17 protein-coding genes and 3 pseudogenes are annotated in these 18,389 nt (G+C 38.9%); 16 read left to right on the top strand and 4 right to left on the bottom strand.

Annotated elements, in window-relative coordinates; all coding sequences use genetic code 11:
* Positions 1-397 precede the first annotated feature (397 nt).
* The gene (locus PPM_RS26595; RefSeq protein ID WP_014600079.1) at positions 398-2,032 is read left to right on the top strand and encodes a GMC oxidoreductase; all 1,635 of its coding nucleotides are present in this window, start codon (positions 398-400) and stop codon (positions 2,030-2,032) included.
* 899 nt (positions 2,033-2,931) lie between these two features.
* Here PPM_RS26595 and PPM_RS29475 read toward each other — a convergent pair.
* Positions 2,932-3,078 carry a hypothetical protein gene (locus PPM_RS29475; RefSeq protein ID WP_155252272.1) on the bottom strand — a complete coding sequence of 49 codons (147 nt, stop codon included), beginning with the start codon at positions 3,076-3,078 and terminating at the stop codon, positions 2,932-2,934.
* Between the two features lie 120 nt (positions 3,079-3,198).
* Between PPM_RS29475 and PPM_RS30330 the strand changes: the two are divergent.
* From PPM_RS30330 to PPM_RS26575, 4 genes and pseudogenes are all read left to right on the top strand, one after another.
* Positions 3,199-4,131 (top strand): annotated as a pseudogene (locus PPM_RS30330) (transcriptional regulator); the annotation flags it as partial.
* A 207-nt stretch (positions 4,132-4,338) separates the two neighbouring features.
* A complete protein-coding gene (locus PPM_RS28925) occupies positions 4,339-4,620 on the top strand; it encodes an aspartyl-phosphate phosphatase Spo0E family protein (protein WP_025675602.1) in 282 nt (93 codons plus the stop codon).
* A gap of 945 nt (positions 4,621-5,565) precedes the next feature.
* Positions 5,566-6,669 carry a hypothetical protein gene (locus tag PPM_RS26580; protein ID WP_014600077.1) on the top strand — a complete coding sequence of 368 codons (1,104 nt, stop codon included), beginning with the start codon at positions 5,566-5,568 and terminating at the stop codon, positions 6,667-6,669.
* A 53-nt stretch (positions 6,670-6,722) separates the two neighbouring features.
* A complete protein-coding gene (locus PPM_RS26575) occupies positions 6,723-7,595 on the top strand; it encodes a copper amine oxidase N-terminal domain-containing protein (protein ID WP_014600076.1) in 873 nt (290 codons plus the stop codon).
* A gap of 167 nt (positions 7,596-7,762) precedes the next feature.
* Here PPM_RS26575 and PPM_RS26570 read toward each other — a convergent pair whose 3' ends face one another.
* The gene (locus PPM_RS26570; protein WP_014600075.1) at positions 7,763-8,230 is read right to left on the bottom strand and encodes an AbrB/MazE/SpoVT family DNA-binding domain-containing protein; all 468 of its coding nucleotides are present in this window, start codon (positions 8,228-8,230) and stop codon (positions 7,763-7,765) included.
* A gap of 68 nt (positions 8,231-8,298) precedes the next feature.
* Between PPM_RS26570 and PPM_RS29470 the strand changes: the two genes are divergently transcribed.
* The 8 genes and pseudogenes from PPM_RS29470 (at position 8,299) to PPM_RS26545 (ending at position 14,845) form a co-directional block, all read left to right on the top strand.
* Complete coding sequence (locus PPM_RS29470) at positions 8,299-8,460, top strand: hypothetical protein (RefSeq protein WP_155252267.1); 162 nt, start codon at positions 8,299-8,301, stop codon at positions 8,458-8,460.
* Between the two features lie 610 nt (positions 8,461-9,070).
* Complete coding sequence (locus PPM_RS26565; protein ID WP_025675548.1) at positions 9,071-9,310, top strand: hypothetical protein; 240 nt, start codon at positions 9,071-9,073, stop codon at positions 9,308-9,310.
* Between the two features lie 1,967 nt (positions 9,311-11,277).
* Positions 11,278-12,354 (top strand): phospholipase D-like domain-containing protein, encoded by a 1,077-nt coding sequence (locus PPM_RS28065; protein ID WP_014600074.1) that lies wholly within the window; start codon positions 11,278-11,280, stop codon positions 12,352-12,354.
* Positions 12,355-13,106: 752 nt separating this feature from the next.
* Entirely contained in the window at positions 13,107-13,475 is a 369-nt protein-coding gene (locus tag PPM_RS29365; RefSeq protein WP_148266423.1) for a hypothetical protein, read from the top strand.
* Between the two features lie 167 nt (positions 13,476-13,642).
* Positions 13,643-14,055: pseudogene (gene tnpA, locus PPM_RS28915) on the top strand (IS200/IS605 family transposase).
* A 3-nt stretch (positions 14,056-14,058) separates the two neighbouring features.
* Positions 14,059-14,163 (top strand): annotated as a pseudogene (locus PPM_RS28910) (helix-turn-helix domain-containing protein); the annotation flags it as partial.
* Between the two features lie 208 nt (positions 14,164-14,371).
* Positions 14,372-14,458 carry a zinc ribbon domain-containing protein gene (locus PPM_RS28905; protein ID WP_085978646.1) on the top strand — a complete coding sequence of 29 codons (87 nt, stop codon included), beginning with the start codon at positions 14,372-14,374 and terminating at the stop codon, positions 14,456-14,458.
* A gap of 198 nt (positions 14,459-14,656) precedes the next feature.
* Positions 14,657-14,845 (top strand): hypothetical protein, encoded by a 189-nt coding sequence (locus PPM_RS26545; RefSeq protein ID WP_025675551.1) that lies wholly within the window; start codon positions 14,657-14,659, stop codon positions 14,843-14,845.
* Positions 14,846-15,037: 192 nt separating this feature from the next.
* Here PPM_RS26545 and PPM_RS26540 read toward each other — a convergent pair whose 3' ends face one another.
* Both PPM_RS26540 and PPM_RS26535 read right to left on the bottom strand, forming a co-directional pair.
* Positions 15,038-15,244, bottom strand: coding sequence for a hypothetical protein (locus PPM_RS26540; RefSeq protein WP_014600070.1), 207 nt, complete (start codon positions 15,242-15,244; stop codon positions 15,038-15,040).
* A gap of 18 nt (positions 15,245-15,262) precedes the next feature.
* A complete protein-coding gene (locus tag PPM_RS26535; protein WP_025675552.1) occupies positions 15,263-15,715 on the bottom strand; it encodes a hypothetical protein in 453 nt (150 codons plus the stop codon).
* 168 nt (positions 15,716-15,883) lie between these two features.
* Between PPM_RS26535 and PPM_RS26530 the strand changes: the two genes are divergently transcribed.
* The 3 genes from PPM_RS26530 (at position 15,884) to PPM_RS26520 (ending at position 18,321) form a co-directional block, all read left to right on the top strand.
* On the top strand, positions 15,884-16,111 hold the full coding sequence (locus PPM_RS26530; protein ID WP_025675553.1) for a hypothetical protein: 228 nt from the start codon (positions 15,884-15,886) through the stop codon (positions 16,109-16,111).
* On the top strand, positions 16,108-17,445 hold the full coding sequence (locus PPM_RS26525) for a DUF2325 domain-containing protein (RefSeq protein WP_014600068.1): 1,338 nt from the start codon (positions 16,108-16,110) through the stop codon (positions 17,443-17,445). Before PPM_RS26530 ends, PPM_RS26525 begins: the two co-directional genes overlap by 4 nt.
* Before the next feature lie 195 nt (positions 17,446-17,640).
* Positions 17,641-18,321 (top strand): SOS response-associated peptidase, encoded by a 681-nt coding sequence (locus PPM_RS26520; protein WP_014600067.1) that lies wholly within the window; start codon positions 17,641-17,643, stop codon positions 18,319-18,321.
* Positions 18,322-18,389 lie beyond the last annotated feature (68 nt).

Below are 18,389 nucleotides of genomic sequence, written 5' to 3'. Positions count from 1 at the left end.
GCGGTCTACCGCTAAAGTACCGGTTATCGCGGTATTTGCAGAATCTTAACTTTGAAGGGTTCTCAATTCGACAGGATCGAATTGGTTGTTTCCACAAGTATTCTAACCGAATGTATTTGCAATAATTCATTTGAAATTTATTGTCACTACGAATCGGTATGCGGGTAGGCCAATTAGCGGAAAAGGAAGGGTCAAGATGCGGATTGACTGCGAAAAAAAGTTATAAATTACCAAAATGTACAGTACAATTGGAAGTGTAAAAGAATACCACTTCAAGTGGATAATTTTGAATAGGTCCAATGAATCCGAATTTGATTACCCTGTCATTGAATATACATAACGCAAAATAATATTGCTTAACAGGCGCCATGAATTTCTCGGGAGGTGTGTTGGAACAATGGAGTTCCTGAACCGTGGTATGAACAGAGAACAAAACGGCAGTCCTCGTTCTTTGGAGAGTGCAAAAGTAAGCTTAGGTAATTTGAATATTCTTGGAACTGCAGAACGATCCCAGCAGTTCATGGAATGCGGTCCAAAGAATACGTCTTCTGACGAACCATTGGATGCTTCCTATTGTTCCTTGCCGATTGTAAATCCTGAGTTGAATCAGTGGATTCAAATTACCCCCTTGGAAAAAATGATAGAGATTGAATACGATGTGTTGATTGTAGGAAGTGGTGCGGGAGGAGGCGCGGTACTTTGGAGGCTAGCAGATCAATGGGGAAACAACGGGAAAAAGATTGGCGTTGTTGAGGCAGGAGATCTTTTTCTGCCTACACATGCCATGAATCTGCCTACAATTAACTATCAGCAGAACTCTTCGCTAGTCACCAATAAGTTCGGTTTTTATGGCGAAGAGCTTCCGGAACTTCCGGGAGCAATGAGTAAAATTGTTTTTGGTGGTGCAACATTATTTTGGTCAAATCTAACTCCACGAATGGCAAATTCAGAATTATTACGTTGGCCTATTTCTTTGCAAGAGATGAATTATTACTATTCAGCAGCAGAAGCAATCATGAATGTGAACACGAATATATCCAAAGGATCTCCTATTTCGGAAATTATGTTGGGAAGGCTTCGTCAACATGGTTATTATAAGGCAACGCACAGACCTATGTCCTTAAATTTAGAGCCAACGCAATATGGTGTGACAAACTCCAACGTATTTTTTAGCTCGATAATATTTTTCGCATATGCCATGAATCGTAGACCCGTTGATCTGTCAGTAAATACCCGTGCAGTGAAGGTGCTTACCGACCATGGACGCATTGTCGGGATTGAAGTCGTTTCACAGGACAAAAAGTCACACCGTATCAGAGCCAAAAAAGTAGTCTTATCGGCAAGTACATTGGAAACCCCGCGTATTTTGCTTCATTCAGGTGTAACAGGAAGGTCGATTGGCCATTACCTTACTGATCACGGGGCTGTGATTGCACAAGGAACAGTGGGTCGGGGAGTTTTTCCTGAGGTACTGGGGGCACTTAGTATAGTAGTTCCTGAGGAAGAAGGCACTCCATTTCAAGTTGATATTAGGAGAAATGACAAATATTATTTGTATAAGTATGATATGCAGCCTGTATTGAAGGAGATTCCGATCAATTTTCATGCCTATTGCAAACTCGAATCTCATTTTGATAATTATTTGACTCTAGATCCTGATAGGAAAGATGAATATGGTGTTCCAAAGATTCGGGTGCATTTTTCCTATAGTGAAACTGATCAACGAGTTATTCGTCAAACTATTGCAGGGGTAAAGAATGTTGTTAATGCCACTGGGGTATCCTTAACCTCTGAAGTATGCAGACATGTACCAGGAAGGGAGCGGCACTACGTCGGAACATGCCGTATTGGTCAAGATTCTTCTACCGCAGCGGCCAACCCTTATGGTGAAATTTTTGGTGTTTCGGGATTGTTTATTGCAGACAACAGCATGCTGCCTTCCATGTCTGCGGCTAATCCGACGTTAACTACCATCGCTCTATCGATCCGAACAGCTGACCATATTATACGGCAATTTCAAAATAACGATTGAACTTATACTTATGCGGGCAGGAGCCGAAAATGTGTTCTGGTTTAGGCTGGAATGCTTAACGGTAGTGTCATGCCTTAACCAAAAGCTGGATTTCATAAATCGCATCATATAGATTATCCTTAATAGAAAGATCAGTCTGGATTACGTTCCAGGCTCCGCTCTCGTCGGTCAAGTGATGCCGACGGCAGTAAAACATACTGCGCAGAGTTTAGCTGCATTTGGCGTTGCTGAGTCTGTGTATTAGAGCAGACATAGGTGCTTAGAGGCACCTTTTTTGTCTTAGTGACAGCTTTGCTATCACGCTTGAGTACATACAATAAAGTTGTGTACTAAATTTTAAAGAGAATCATTTTTAGTAAAAATCAAAAGCCTGATGAACAAGTGTCATCAGGCTTTGTTAAATCAGGACGGCTGCTTTGGTTTAAATAGAGAGCGATATTATGGTAAAGAAATATATAGAAAAGTAAAAGATAGGAGCAGAATATATAAGGATTTAATGTACATATATTTAGAATTTAATAAAAAGATACACATCACAAATATTGGATATTGGGACACAACTTTATTGTATATATAACCACATAATAAGCTAAAAACGTTAATATACCAAGGGTTACTGGTACACAACTTTATTGTCCGAAAAGAGTGATATAATTAGTAAGAAAATTTTCAGGTTGGACGAGAAAAATTATCATAATTGACAAAGAAGAAGTATCACAACTTATAAAGCGCAGTTTAAGAGTTTCGGATATTCTCATGAAATTTGAAAATTAGAGTGAACCGAATAACTTCGTGTCAATGAGTTCTCACTAATTATGAAATTGATCGTTGAATAATCATGTATTCAGCTTGTTGTTTTCTCATTAATTATGACACCACACAGACCACTGGTTAATTGTCTACAGACAATAAAGTTGTGTATAAGCAACACCTACACGAGATGAAGAGTCGTTTTCAGTTTCCCCGTAAAGTGTTCTTGCCAACAGATCGGCACTGTCACGTCCGTAAAGCTGATCTCTCGAAGTTAATTTGTCACCAATTGCCATAAATATTACCTCCTTTAAATTAAGTTTTTTTGTGGATCACCGGCGTCTCATTATATAAAGAGAAATGAGCCTTAGATTTTACAACCATTCTCCAAATTTTATTTCAATTCACTAATATCATCAGAACGACTTGCTATATGTCAGTATCGTTTGTTCAGCCTTCGGATCGGAAAAGATGAGGCTCAAAATCTTCAAACAGCTGCCGTTTTGAACCTTTTGTTGACCGTTTAGATGAATTTCACCAACTGGATGCCTTAAAAGAGTTAGCCAACGTGTATAGATCATTGAGCGTGTGGGATAAGGTCTAATAAATATTTATGTCAAATGTATAAGCTAGGGCAAATTCAATATAACTTAGCTCATAACGGCAAGCGACAAATGAAATCAGACAAGAAACCTTTTTGTATACATAGCTTACGCTGAACTGCTGTGCGCACATGCTTGTGATGCAACTGGAGATCACGAACGGGCTTTAGAGCATATACGTGGCTATACCGATCTAAGTTGGGTGAGGGAGCAAGACCCAGATGCACTTCATTGGCTTAATTTGTTCCAGCGCTGGGCTAAAATAAACACTTACGTAAATAGGCTTATGACTGGAGATGTTAGTGTCCTATCGGATTACGTAGAACATATATCTGGTGAAAAGCATGTATTTAATGAACTTTTGAATATCATTGAGGCAGCCAACAAATACAACATTGATGTAGACCATATCCTTCGTCGCTTTGAGTCTAAAATTGAGTCATATCAAGATCCTACTCCTATTGAGCCGTTTTTACTGCAACAGCAGGCACGGTATTGGTACAAAATGGCCAAATACAGCTTTAATAAACAAAGACATGCATATGGCTTTAAGTGCTTAATAGACGCATTGGAAAAAGCTGTTACAATTAATAATGTACTGTACTACTAATTGCCAATTGTGTTGGACTATATCTACACTTTAAAACACAAGCGGCTCCTGGTGTACAGGCTCAGTTCCAATCCATGTATGAGGAGGTGTGGCAAAGAAATGATCAAAAAGATAGCTTTAATTATAGTGACAGCTAGTTTCTTACTGGTATTCGGAGTACCAGTTCAGCAGCCGTCATCTGGAACATTCCAGCCGCAAGATCATGTTGGATCAGCTTAATAAAGTTGATAGGTATGGACCAGCCTTCGGCTGGTCTTTTTTTATTACAGTTTTGGCTAAAAAACGTACACAATGTAGTTGTTCATCTTCTCCTAAAATGAAAATAACTAGGGGGTAATGAATATATGAACATAGATGAATCCTTAACTAAACAAATGGAAAGTGCCAGACAACGATTGCATGATCTTTACAAACAGTATGTCGGCTTCGGACATGCATGTGTACTTGAGCAATCTATGATTTTGGACGAACTCATTAACCAGTACAATCGTATGTATCAGACTAAAGAGTTACATCACAATGTTCAATCAGACCCCCAATCAAAACTATTGCTATTCCCACATAACGATCATAATTATGCTATAAAATGCTTTAGAGATATTTATATACATTTTCTCAAGTCATAAAATGTAAATAATTTGATACGCGTACAAACATTGTAGTAGCAGCTTCTACAACACCTGCAGAAAGTGTCCCTAGAAGCATGTTTGCTACGTTACCGAGCAGGGTAGAAACTACTGCAGCAGGCAGAAGGGGTAGAGGTTGACCCGGGGAAGTGATACGATGTTTCGATCGGTCAAGGCACGACATTGATAACGGGCCAGAGCACGACACGTCTGATCCTTTTTGGCTTAGGAGTAACTACTTCGTGGGTATCTGTTCATTATCCGTTCCAAATCCCATTCGTTCTATTTTTCAGCATATCAAAATTTGAGAGACGGGTGTAAAGGAATACAATAGAGCTTTATCCAATTCATAACAAGAAATAAATAATCTAATTGGTGGTGAGTGGGGATGGAGAGAGTGATTATGTTTTGAATCAGCTCCGCAGCATAATACCTGATGGCACAGGCACAGAGAAGGCTATGGTTGCTGGCGATATATCATAGGATGGATAGGAGAAAGTAGACAGAATAATAAATTGACCTTGGAGGAAGTGCATGACCTCATGGCTGCATATGACCTGTTTCTTCGAGAATCTGAGAAATAAAATGTGATCAAGGGGGACAAAACCCGTAATACTTTTTTATCTTTTTTAGTGTCCTATTGAAAAAAATCTTTGGATTTATTATAGATGGCAATGATTACCAGAGGTATTCCATCTTTTATAAAGAAATGTAAAGTAACAAATGATTCTTCAATTAAATGTCATTTGTTTAATGTGTATGGCAAAAAGGAGGGGAGGGTATGTCATAAGAACAATATGAAACTGATGTATTTTTCATGAGAGGAAGAGTGTCACACTACAAAAAAATTACAAAAATTTTACAATTTTACATGGTTGTAGTGTACATTTATTCCAGAAACGCGTAAGGTATATTTTTGTAAAAAAAAGAGAGGATGGAAAATGAATGAAATTTAGCTTTAATGGTAAAATAAAAAAAACAATGTTAGTGGTCCCTTTGCTTGCAATGACAGTCTTTCCGTGTCTTACGGGTGCGGAAGGCGTTTCGAATCAGGAATTAGCTAAGCCGGCTTCTGTCTCAGATGATACTTATAAGGCCACTGAAATTGGAAAGTATGGTGTTGAGCCCGAATTGCTAGACTCTAAAACTTTTATTGATCCCCATATCACCGGTACTGATAGAGCTATCATTTTAGATGTAATGAAAGACATACCTGCTGAAGAAAGAACCAATGTAGTATACATTCGAGATGATGGAGAGATTTTTGCAAACAAGCCTGAATTATTGAAGCAATGGTCAAATGCAGAGCAAATAGGAGAAAATTTATTTAAAACTAAAGAAGGACAAACTATCGCTGCTCCAAAGCAAACATGCGATCTTACACAATCTTTCTCAACTCAAAATGTTTCATGTGCTCCTTCTGATGGACCATATAGAAAGGTTCAATCAAATACCGGATACTCATGGTTTTCTGGATATGTATATCTACCTTCTCAAAATAAAGGGCAAATGCATGATGAGAATAAACCTGGAGGAAATGGTGATACAGCCCACATTTATGCAGGCGGAATTGCAGCAAATGAGGTTGATGCGGGTTTTTTCCATCAGCCTACAAACGATAACTGGGCAATGTTCATAAGACAGAATGGCTATTCAAAAGGTGCAGTCTTTGAATCGGGCCAAACTATATTTTTGAAATTTTATGTTCCAACGTCTGATAAAGTCGCTTTATATGCAGCGGGTTCCATTGTAGGTAGTTCTCAAAAAGATTACACTGTGGTAAGAGATGTTAGGGGTTGGAATACTAGTGGCTATAATCAATCAATTAAACGATCGACAACTATAGCGTCTAAAGATGGTTCTCCACATTCTGGATCGTTTATTAACGGAGTTCACTGGTACAATTCTTATATTGGCACAAGCTCAACAAATAATTCTCCGTGGACTACATCGTCACAAACTGCAGGATACTGCAATGTACCGAGTTCGCAAGTTACAGCTTCATTTGTTAATCCTGGTGAAGAAACTGTAAATATTAGAGTTCCTTAAATGTTTGCAACAAAAAAAGACTTTGCTTCGTTATATAAACGGAGGGTAAAAAAATGAAACGAAAATATTTTTATAGAACGGCTGTATTATCTCTTGCAGTTCTTGTGAGTGCTATATTTGGAACCTATTCTTATAACGCTACTGCAGCACCGATTAATCACTCTATTCATGTCAAAGGAACCTCTTTGCTCAAAGTGAATGATTATGATGTTTTGTACTGCGCACCGATTGGTCCCTACGTTAATGAAGAAAAACGTCTCATGGTTCCGCTTCGTTCCGTTGCCGAGCTTCTTGGCGCAAAAGTTGATTATAACGGTAAACTTCAGGAAGCAAAAATCAGGTGGAGTTCAAATGAAATTGTGTTTCAAAAGGGAGCAAAAACATATAAACTGAACAATACTCCAGCACAGATGGACACTCAGCCCGAAGTGATTCAGGATGCCTTTGTCATTCCGCTTGGAGTATTGCTGAGAAGTATGAATATCCCGTTTGAGTACAGGAACAACAAAGTGATTTTAAAAAATCCGGCTTTTGACCAAAGCAAGACTTTTCAAAGAGTAATAGAAGCGGACCGAGGAAGAGACAGTGTTGACAATCCTTCTGCACTGGATATTCAAAATTTCAAGCTTGTGGAAGAGAAAAACTCAGCAGGCGAAACCAGAGGGAGTATTACGGTGAGTGGATTAAATCGGACAGGCTCTACGATTAGAGAAGGGAAAGAAGATTTGCACATCATTGGCTCTTTTAATCTATCGGTGGAAATGGATGAAGACTTCGCGCCTAGAGATATCCCGGATCGAAAACGTCCAAAAGTTAATCCGGAAGGCAGCGTGTCTCAAAGTCTGTCGTATCTCAAAATAAATGACCCTTTGCAGTATATATTAACTGCCGGAAGAACAATACAAACGAAGAATGAACGAAAATAGTAATTTAAATATAAATGGCATGGAGCTGAACCTCATCGATCGTTTAATATGGCCATCCAGTGGCCAATAAACAGATCGGCGAGCAGCAGTTATCACGCTGGCTTGAAAGTAACTCCTATAAAATCTGAAGGCTCCTTAAAATAGGGAGCCTTTTTCAATTCTACTGTCTACAGTAATTTTTTAAGTTGCGAAACACGCCCTTGCGATATACCAAGTTGTTTAGCATATTCTTTTTGGGAGGCGTTTGGATCTGATTCAATAAGCCTTCTAAGCTTATCAACCATTTGCGGTTTGGATTGATACATTCTTTTTTTAGTTTTCGGATAAACATGACCTGCAGCTGCTGGATAGGGAGAAGGTAATTTACTGGAACCTGGATGACTCTTCAGCTCGCGAATGCAGTTTACACACATAAATGAGTCTCTAAAGTAAGTTAAGCCCTCCAATGATCCGCACAGCATGCAAGCAACTCCAATATACTTCCGAAGGCAAAGAATACCCGCCTCTTCATCAAGGAAGAATTCAATGGGATCGCCTATCTCGTAATTTAGCACTCTCCGCATTTCTTTGGGAATGACAATACGACCTAGCGCATCTAAGGGACGTGTCATACCTGTACTTTTTAATGATTTCACTCCTTTTCACCCCTAATAATAGCAAATAATTCAAGAGAATGGTGTGAATTTACATAGAGGCAGACAATGTGAAAGAATTGCAACTTGTTATTGAGTACGTGGAGCTGCCCTTTTTGTTGACGATACTAGAGCTGAATATCAAGAAGATAAAGGAATCAAATTTTAAGCTTGGCCCTCTGTTCGAGCTACACATGAGGACGATGCAGGATCGTGTATCAAAGGAACAGTAACGTGTACGCCAGGAAATGAGAAGGCGCGGAATCAAGTTCTGGAGCAACATCAGCTGGAGGATCGTATTACGGCCAAGTATCTTTGTCGGGGATACACACACGAACTAAGACTACTCTGGAGCAAAGTCAAAGCGGATACAGAAATGCGGCTTGCAGAATATTTGGGCGTGGATATCAGCTCATTAAATGTCTGAAGCTTATTCAAGACTGAATACATAAATGAATGTGTTACGGAGCGATGCAAATCGCTCTTTATGTGGTACCCAGGTATTCTGCCGGAGCAAAGTGATTCAGCTTCCACATGGATTCATCTTCTTTTGAAAAATCTGTCATATATCACTAAAGCGACGACTATGGTAAACACCTGGATTAAAAACTGTGGTACAAACATCAAAAAGCTCAAGTGAAATCCTCCTTCCATTCCTGGCATTCGCTTATCACAGTCTATAAGAGGATGATTCGATTCCTTTCTTTAAAAAGTTACAAAGACCACAAAGAAATATATTTTTTTTACAAAGAAGTAATCTTCGCTCTTTTAACGGTTGTTAAATAGAATTTGATAACTCCCTCCCTTATGTACACGTATATGAAACATAAGGAGGTAAATTCAATGGGAGCCATTGAACAGTATAGACGCGAACTTTATAGAATTGCTTGGCGAATGCAGTATCGGGAAAAACGTGATCTCAAACGTGAAGTTTCTATGAAATGCAGCCCTGACCTCTTTCAACCCTCTTTTGCGGAAGAATCTGATAACAAGATAGTGTTACAATCTTATATTAATGTCAGATTTTCAATAGGTATATACTGGGGTGTAGCCACTTGTCCAGGAATGCCAAGTGTTATTTGAGTCTCATTAAATCGAAAAAACGTTGATACACCAAGGAGAGCTAGTACACAACTTTATTGTCTGTACACATTAATTTATTTGCAGACAATAAAGTTATATACTAAATCAATAAAGTTGTGTACAAATCGAGAAATAGACAATAAAGTTGTGTACTAAATATTAAGGAAACATAATGCGCAAATCTTTTTTATTAAAAACAAAACCCTGATGAACAAGTGTCATAAGGATTTAGTTAAAATCAGGGGACGACTGCTTTGGTTCAATCAGAGCTGTATTATGATAAGAGATTTTAGTTAAGTTAAAGACGAGAACATATTAATAAAAAATTAAAACCACATATATTGGATTTTGGTACACAACTTTATTGTATATCGTACAGGTGAAAATAATTGGATTTTACTCTTAAGTACACAACTTTATTGTATATTTTAAAATCGCAAAATCACCATAAACGTTGATATACCAAGGGGAAAGTACACAACTTTATTGTCTGTACATAGTGTCATATTTAATGAGAATGTTTTCAGATTAAATGAGAAAAAAATTCATAATTGATGAGAAATGAATATTTATAGCGTTAGTATACATTTGTGAAATTATTGTATGGTGTCCGAAATAGGAAGGTGGCGAAGAAATAAACTATTTGAGGGGAAGGCTTTAAAATGACAAAAGAAAAGGTTTAAAATACGCTGATTTTATTGAGTATTGTGGTACTACTAATTCTTTGGGATGGCTAATGAGTACAACAGGTGCTGGTACTACCCTAATTGTGTACTAAATATTGGGGTAATAGATGACAATAGGTAAGGCAACCCTAACAGATTACGCCGAGGGTGAGCCTTACCTATCGTCATCATATTAATGAAACATAACAAAAGTATGTTTCTTAGTAGAGACAAAAGCCTGATGAACAAGAGTCATCAGGCTTTTGTTAAAATCAAGGGGCGGCCGCTTTGGTTTAAATAGAGCGGTATTATGGTAAAGAGAAATATTAGAAAAGTTAAAGGCAGGAGAACATATTTAGGAATATTAATAAAAAATCTAATTTTGGTACACAACTTTATGTCCGAAGAGATTTTACAACTTATTGAAAAAGCATAAAATATATTATGTAAACTAATTTTTAAAACAAGAATCCTTTCTGCTTAAGCTTTAATCGCTATTGTTACTGCGGGTCTCCCTTAAATAACAGCGAACCTGATACCAGCAATGTGAGGAAATTATTAATCATGGAATTTATAAAAGAGAACTTTGAAAATTCAGTTTGCAAATTGGATATAAGATGATGGATGATTGAAGAGATCTGATTTACTGAAGAAATTGATATCTATGCAAGCTCCAACTGAATTAATAAAATTTGAGTGAAAGGGAAGTGATGACTATGAAAGAAAAAAATGTAGCCCTTGAGGAATTGGAAGTAGAAATAAAGTAAATGCTACGGGCAGTGGCTTTTGCCGGCGGGATACTTGAGAACCATTTTAGAACGTCGTGGTAACGGAGATTTACAAATCTAACGACATAAGGGTGGCTACATTGTGGAGGACATATCAAGAAAAACAATAAATTAGAGAAGTTCTGACTTGGCCTGGGTGAGCGACCTGACAATGCTGCTGCACTCTCCCGATCCGGAACGAGTTCTTAGAGCTCTACGACAGCCACCGACCCGTCAGGGGCATACGGACAACGTAGCCAGTGCCTTACTTCTCCCGGAACTTTCACGGCATCCAGGAGTGCCTATGGCGCGGTTACGAGCTGAAGGAAAGCAAACCGACATAAAATGAACATCGTCTGAATTTTGGAGGCAGATTATATGCAAGGGTAGTTTAAGGCAGTGTTATGGTACTTATATTTATGCGTAATACAAAATAGTTCGACCGCTTGAACAAAGTTAGTGGAAATCACTTGTTTTATTTATAATTTTAAAGTAGTTACATAGAGAATGTTTACCCTTGAAAGGAGTTACCTTTATGACCATTAATAGATTTCCAATTCAACCCCGAATCGAAATCGTATCCTCAAAGGATGACTTATGCTATCAAGACGTTCTGGACGACTTCCCTTCTGCTGAATATATTTTTGTAGTAACTTATAACATATCAGAGATTAATAAGACTCTTCTACAAAGATTAAAAGATGCTTCAGATCATGCTGAGGTTAAAGTTATCACTAACATTCCAAAACGTTTTGATAGATATTATGGCCTAAAGCCCCGGAACTGTGCAAGAGATAGCATTAGGAACTACACTGATCGATTGAACCCAGAGAAAACTGAGGGGATGTCTACATCTTTTCACTTTGAAAATCATTCAAAAATAGTTTTAACCAATAACATTGCCTACATCGGGTCAGCGAATTTTTCCGATGAAAGTGCGAGAAGTCGTGAAACCGGCACATTGTATAGAGACCCCCTTATGGTTCAAAATATCATCGACTATTTGGTACCTTTGTTTGAGGGAGAGGCAATTCAGTATTTTGGTAATTCCCTGAATCAAAGACTTCTTGCTTTTACCTTATTGCTATCAGAAGTTGTAATAGCATCGGAAAAAATAAAAGATGGGATGTACACGTTTGTTGGTTATCCACGCGAAGACATAGAGGTATTTAACTCTTCGGACCCATATCTGTCTGATCAAGTAATAAGTGGTCTATTTGATTTGCTGGTTGAATTGGAAGAAGAAATCGAGGTACTAAAAGATGTTAAAGGACTTGAATATCTTTCTGAATATCTAGATAGTGATATATTAGAATATGCTAGGCGGCTTATCGATGATCGAACGCCAATTAGAGATTTGTCTAGATTCGACTATCAAAATTACGCCAGTGATTTAATTAACGATGAGTTGTTTTATGTCGATGATTTAGGCGAGGCGGGGGATGAGGCGAGTCAACTCTCTTCGGAAAAGCATACTGAACTTGCTGAATTAGCAAAAGAAAGCATTGAAGAGCTTTTCAAGCTATTGAATCAAATTCAAAGTTCAATGCAGAGTATTGTTCATGAGTTAAGCAGACTGCATCGTCAGCAACTTACCATCGACAACACGTAAATGTGAGACTAGGAAAAACAAGGCCATCAAGGTGGGGGGGGAGTACAAGTTTCAGTCCAGGATAATGGAGTTATCACACCTGGTCTTTATCACAATCATTGAGAGGTATCTGCTTCCAAAAGAACAACAATTTTTTGTTGATTGGGAAGGAGTTCTTATTTAACTGTTACAGATAACATGCTTCGCTAACGAAGTCAGTCGACCAACGTGATCGGTTTAACTAACCGGCAGGTCGGCTGAACGCGATATGAATGCATCTCTCGACATTCTTAAGTGTTATGGTATTCCTAACCGATAATAATATTAAGGGCTGAGTACGAGCCCTCCAGGAAAAAAGAGGTAACGAGTCGCATAATTCTAGAAGTCCTTTTGTAACGTAACAGGGAGGCAAAAATGTAATTATGGATTGGGAGTTTGTATGGATACTATTTATAGGTCTCATAATGATAATTCTAATGCTGAAATTAAGGAATAAGCGAAGAAACTCGGAGCTATTACATTCATTTCTTACCGCGATTATTTATTTCTTAGCTTCTATGCTCTTAACATATCTTGTTGTGATCAAATGGAGTGGTACTACTGTATATGATTATTACCATGAGTTGAAAAATAGTGGCTTTTTTGAATGGTACATACCTTATGTTTGTATTATTCTTGTCTCCGTAGTCATATGGTTCGTGTATAAACGTGTACAAAGACACCGGCTTTTGGAGTTCAAAAAGGCTTTAGAATCGATAAGAGATACACTAGGCGTGTTAGAAGACATTCGTTCCTATGATGGATTACTTGAAATTATGGAGCAGGATGCTGGAAATCGGCTTAAAGTTAGACTTCAAGAATGCCGTTTAGAAGTTGAAGATGATCATCAACGAGTATATCTTTATCTCAGTATTAATCCGTCTTTTATAGAGATATCCCAGTTTAAAGTTGCTCACCCTGGAACGGACATAGCTACACGAATGCTAGAATGGTTAAAAAACTTTGCTATAGAAAATAGAATTTATAATATTCGCATAGGGATTAATGAAACTGAAGCTGTTCAAACATTTGCTCAAGATCACGAATTTGTACTGTCACAAGAAACGAAAACCTGGAATCTACAACTACTGAAAAAACAATGATAAGTAAGGAAATTTGCATAATAAATTAAAAGTGGTTTTGATATTTTTAACTATTAGTTGTCAGAATTCCCCCGTCTTCTAAAGCGGAGGATGAATGGCAACGGTTTGCACTGCACAACCTCATAATGCCATAACACATTTATTCAGTCGCATTATGATAAAATGTTGTGTTATCAGTCCAATTAGACTCAAATAATCATTCAGTGTTCTCGCTCAATTATCACCTAATTCTAGTAATCAAGTATTGCAGAAAGGTAATCAATGCTGAAATATCAGCACGTCTGAAAGAGATATTTGAGTACATTCAGCCTAATTACAATGTTACCTTGCATAAACGGAACCATGATCGTGATCATGTTCATATCCTCATGAAGAAGCATCCGAATACGGACATTTCCAAGTTTCTGAATGCCTATAAGAGTGCATCGTCAAGGTAGATCAAGAAGGAATTCCCTATCATTTGTAAATCCTTGTGGAAAGCGAATTTTTGGTCACTTTCCTATTGCCTGCTACTAATGGTGGAACACCGATAAACGTGATCAAGAAGTATATCGGAACACAAGGTCAGAAAGGAGGATAGGACTTGCTGAGAGCCTATAAGTATCGCATCTATCCAACAGCCGAACAGCGACAGTACCTTGCAAAAGTGTTTGGTTGCGTTCGGTTCATCTACAACAAAATGCTTGCGAAAAGCCGCCCAAAACTCCTTTTCGCGATCCGTAAATATTTCGAAGCGCTTTTCGTGACCCTCAAGGATCGCCGCGCTTGTTTTCGGGTCAGAATAGTCGTGATTAATTGCCTGTTTGACCGCATCAACTTTGCGCAACATCAATTCAGAGTATCAATGAGGTACTATCTATTAGTCTGAAGGAACGACGAACCGTTGAAGTGATTTACTGCGTGAATGGATTTGTCCAAGCTGTAATGTACATCATGATCGGGACGTGAACGCTGCCAATAACTTGCTGAAACTCGCATTGTAATTGCATTTATTGGGTTAGGGACTAGCCTGTAAGCTTGGGGTAAACTTGGAGCAGTAGCTCTATTGACCAAGAAGCACCCACCTCTTAGGTGGTGTGTAGTTCACTGATTAATATCTTAGATTGACCTAAGGTGCTAGTGCAAGCACCCTAGGCATTCCCGATATAGAGGAATATTTAATTTGAGAGGAGATCTATTGGATGTTCAAAGTGATTTCGAAAAATTCAAACATTTTTACTGGCAACATTTCTTCACCAGATCACCAGGTTATTGCTAAGGATTACCGTCAAGTTGGGAACATACTTTCTCAGTACAATGTCATTTACATCTATGGACATGACGAAATGTTTTTGCCTCGCAGTCAGGTAAAAGGTTGGTTTGAAATATAAGAGATTTCATGACGAAGGGGAGATGACTTGAATAAAGAAGAACTGCTGAAGCTTCGGGAATTATAGGATTAAAGGTAGATGGCATGGTATTATCTGTATGTAATTTATCGCTCTTTATATTGGAGTGTTGATTGAAATAGTATATGCAAAAAAACCATCTGGCTCTATGCTAGATGGTTTTTTGTATATGAATTATTTGTCTACTCGTCTAATACGGACGGAACCATCATGGTCAACCCATTCAGGACTTCCTTTAGAACCATACCCTTCTACGAAATATACATTCCCATCAGGAGCTTGTACTTCTCCTGATCCAAAGTAAGAGTCCACCCAGCCATGGCGAACAGTATTATAACCTTTGTCCTGTATGATTCCCAGCTTTATAGCCTTGCCCTTCACAAATTCCTCGATGGCAGTTTAGTACCTCTGCTCATAAGAGATTTTGCGATCCCGCAGCATAACAAGGATACCGTAGAATGCACGAGCACTCAATTCGAGGGTCTGCTCACCAAAAATTATTGACAAGTCTTCGCCATCTTCGAGTGCGTCCCAAACGGCCTCATCGTAGTTTCCCGGGGATAACATGCTATAGAGGGACATTTTTTCTTCCCTCCCGCATCTCAACTCAGGAAGGATTGACTCTGGTGTCAATCCATATATTGCATGGATTAACTGGAGTAATATCTTTCCTGTATTGGAGTAGGAATTAGGATGCAGTGAGAACTGCATATCTTGAAGTAGACCGTATGTATCAAGAATTTTAGGGACTGCATCCAATCGTTTTTCGTTACACCAAAACACACGGCTACTATTGGCCATAACATTTTTCCACTCACCAATAGTTTTTGATTCTGGTTTTGAATGAATCATTATTTTCTCCACCTTGATGAGCCTGCGGCGTTATTTATTTCGTTTCCCTTATCTTGATTACACCTCAACACGAATATATCATGTAAACAACTAAATATTCGTGTTTTGTTTTAATTTATTTACGATAACGCGAATATATCGTATTGTTTATTCATGGAGGTGGTACTAATGGAAATTAAAGTTGATGCAGAACATCAGATAGGGAATATTGTTAAAATGATGCTTGCAAGTCGTGGGCGATCAAGTATAAAGGGTTTAGCCGATGAAATAGGGATGCATGAGAATACTTTTAGGTCAGCGCTCAACAAAGGTTCATTACGATTAAAAGATTTTGTACGTATTGCTGACGTACTAGGATTTAATTTAAGCATAAAGGATGGGGAGGAGAGGAAATGAACGACCTAGTGCACATGCATGTCTACTTTACAGGGCGATGCACGAAGTGTAAGCATTACAATGAAATATTTGTCTACGACTACGGAAAAATGACGTACGAGGAACAGGACGCAGCAATGGATCACGTAAACCACCCTGTAGTCCCTATCGCTTGTAGCAAATGTGGTGCAGAGTATCCTGCAGAGCATATCGTATATCGAGAGATGTTGCGCAAAGTTGATGCGGTCAAACAGGCAATTAATCACGACTATACTGACCCGGAAACAAGCGCGGCGATCCTTGAGGGTCACGAAAAGCGCTTCGAAATATTTACGGATCGCGAAAAGGAGTTTTGGGCGGCTTTTACAGATTACGCGTTAGATAACTGGCAGGCTGCTGTATCAGAGTTGGCACGTACAGAAGTTAATGCAGGGTTTGTCGCACTTGGTAAAAGTCCAACCCTAAAGTCAGACCTACACGCTCGTCGTGAGGCACAAAAGGTGGCACAAGCAGACCGACGCTCATTTTGGCATTCTGCCAATGCCGAATTTGTAAAAGAGTTGCTTGAGATCGGCGCAATGGGATGGGTCCCTGTTGATTACGCTAAGCACTATGGCGCTAATCGTACCCGTTTTGGTATTATGCATTTTCCCATTGCGGAGGGACTTGAAGATCTACGGACAAAGTACATTGGACTGCTATTCAAGCGCGAACGTGGCGACAATGCTTTTCTGCTGCGACGGATCGGTCAATTGTCCGATACAGCTCACAAACAGACAGTAAAGTACAATAAGCTCCTACGCCAGCTTGACGAGCAAAAACATATTATTGCTAATCTGCAGGACAAGTTAGGTGCGGCTAACGCTCAAATTTACAGTCTATCCGATCAGAAGCCAATCACAGATCGCAGCAAAGATGACATACGTCGTATACGTGAGCTTAAAAGCTTTGTAGCGGATTTATTAGAAGAGCTCCGGAAGTTGCGTCCAAACGAACCAGAGGACGTTCTAGAGCCTGCAGTGCTGGACGAAGAGATCTCAAGCGAAGGAAATGTGTCTGCTCCAGATTTGTCCACTTTAGATGGGAAAACAGTCGCGATAATTGGCGGCTACCGGAGCAGGCGGGATAACAGCGGATACCCTTGCGATATTATAGCGCACGATGGACGCAAACATGATCCTGACTTTTACGATGCATTAAAGCAAGCAGACATCATCGTTGTGCTGACACGTTTCATCTCACATGCCAGCGAGTTGGAGGCAAAGGCAACAGCTGCACAAGACGATAAGCCAATACACTATATTAAGGAAACCAATATAGGGTCTATTCTTAATATAGTGGCACAAAAAAACTAAATGAGCCTATCAAGGGACAGAGGATTATGGACTGTATGCTGCCTTGTGTGGACGTAATTATAGTTCGAGGAAATAAACAGAGGGGAGAGCACAGGGAATTAGTTATATGAGATATGCATTTTAAAGAACTAAATTTTTATAGTAGTTTGCAGTATGCGAAAATTGTCTATTCTTATAAGAGAGGAGGGATGTGCTATGTGTGGAAGATTTACGCTTACAGCAGATATAGCCGATGTAATGAACACGTTTTCGGTAGATAGTAAGAATTATGAGTATACTCCAAGATACAACATTGCACCGTCCCAGACTATATCAGTAATCACGAATTATAATGGGCACAGGGCGCTCGAAGCTTATCGATGGGGACTTGTACCGCGGTGGGCAAAGGATATCAAGATTGGTTTCAAAATGATAAACGCCAGGGCTGAAACATTGAAAACCAAGCCAGCATTCCGTAATCTATTGTCTAGGAATCGAGTTGTTATTCCTGCAGATGGATTCTATGAATGGAAGAAAATGGGTGACGAAAAGCAGCCTTATAGATTTCAACTTAAAGGACAGAGGATATATGGTTTTGCTGGTCTTTATGATGAATGGACTGATCCTAATGGAGACAAGTTGCGCAGCTGCACCATTATTACAACCCAGCCGAATGAATTGGTACAGAATGTGCATGATCGAATGCCGGTGATTTTGGATAATAGCTCTGTCAATGAATGGCTAGATCCTGACATAACAAAATCAGAACAGGTGCTAAGATTACTGCAGCCTTATCCAGCTGATTCCATGGTCTCGTATCCCGTTTCTAGGGCTGTGGGGAATGTTCGTAATACTGATGCCAGTTTAATTGAAGAAATCAATCTAAACTCAAAATAACAATTTCGGTTATTGATGTGATATACGGTACTCTTTACATTGAATAAGATATTGTTTTATACTATGTA

This window comes from Paenibacillus polymyxa M1, from assembly GCF_000237325.1.
GTDB classification, from domain to species: domain Bacteria; phylum Bacillota; class Bacilli; order Paenibacillales; family Paenibacillaceae; genus Paenibacillus; species Paenibacillus polymyxa_C.
This window is presented reverse-complemented; position numbering and strand designations above follow the sequence as displayed.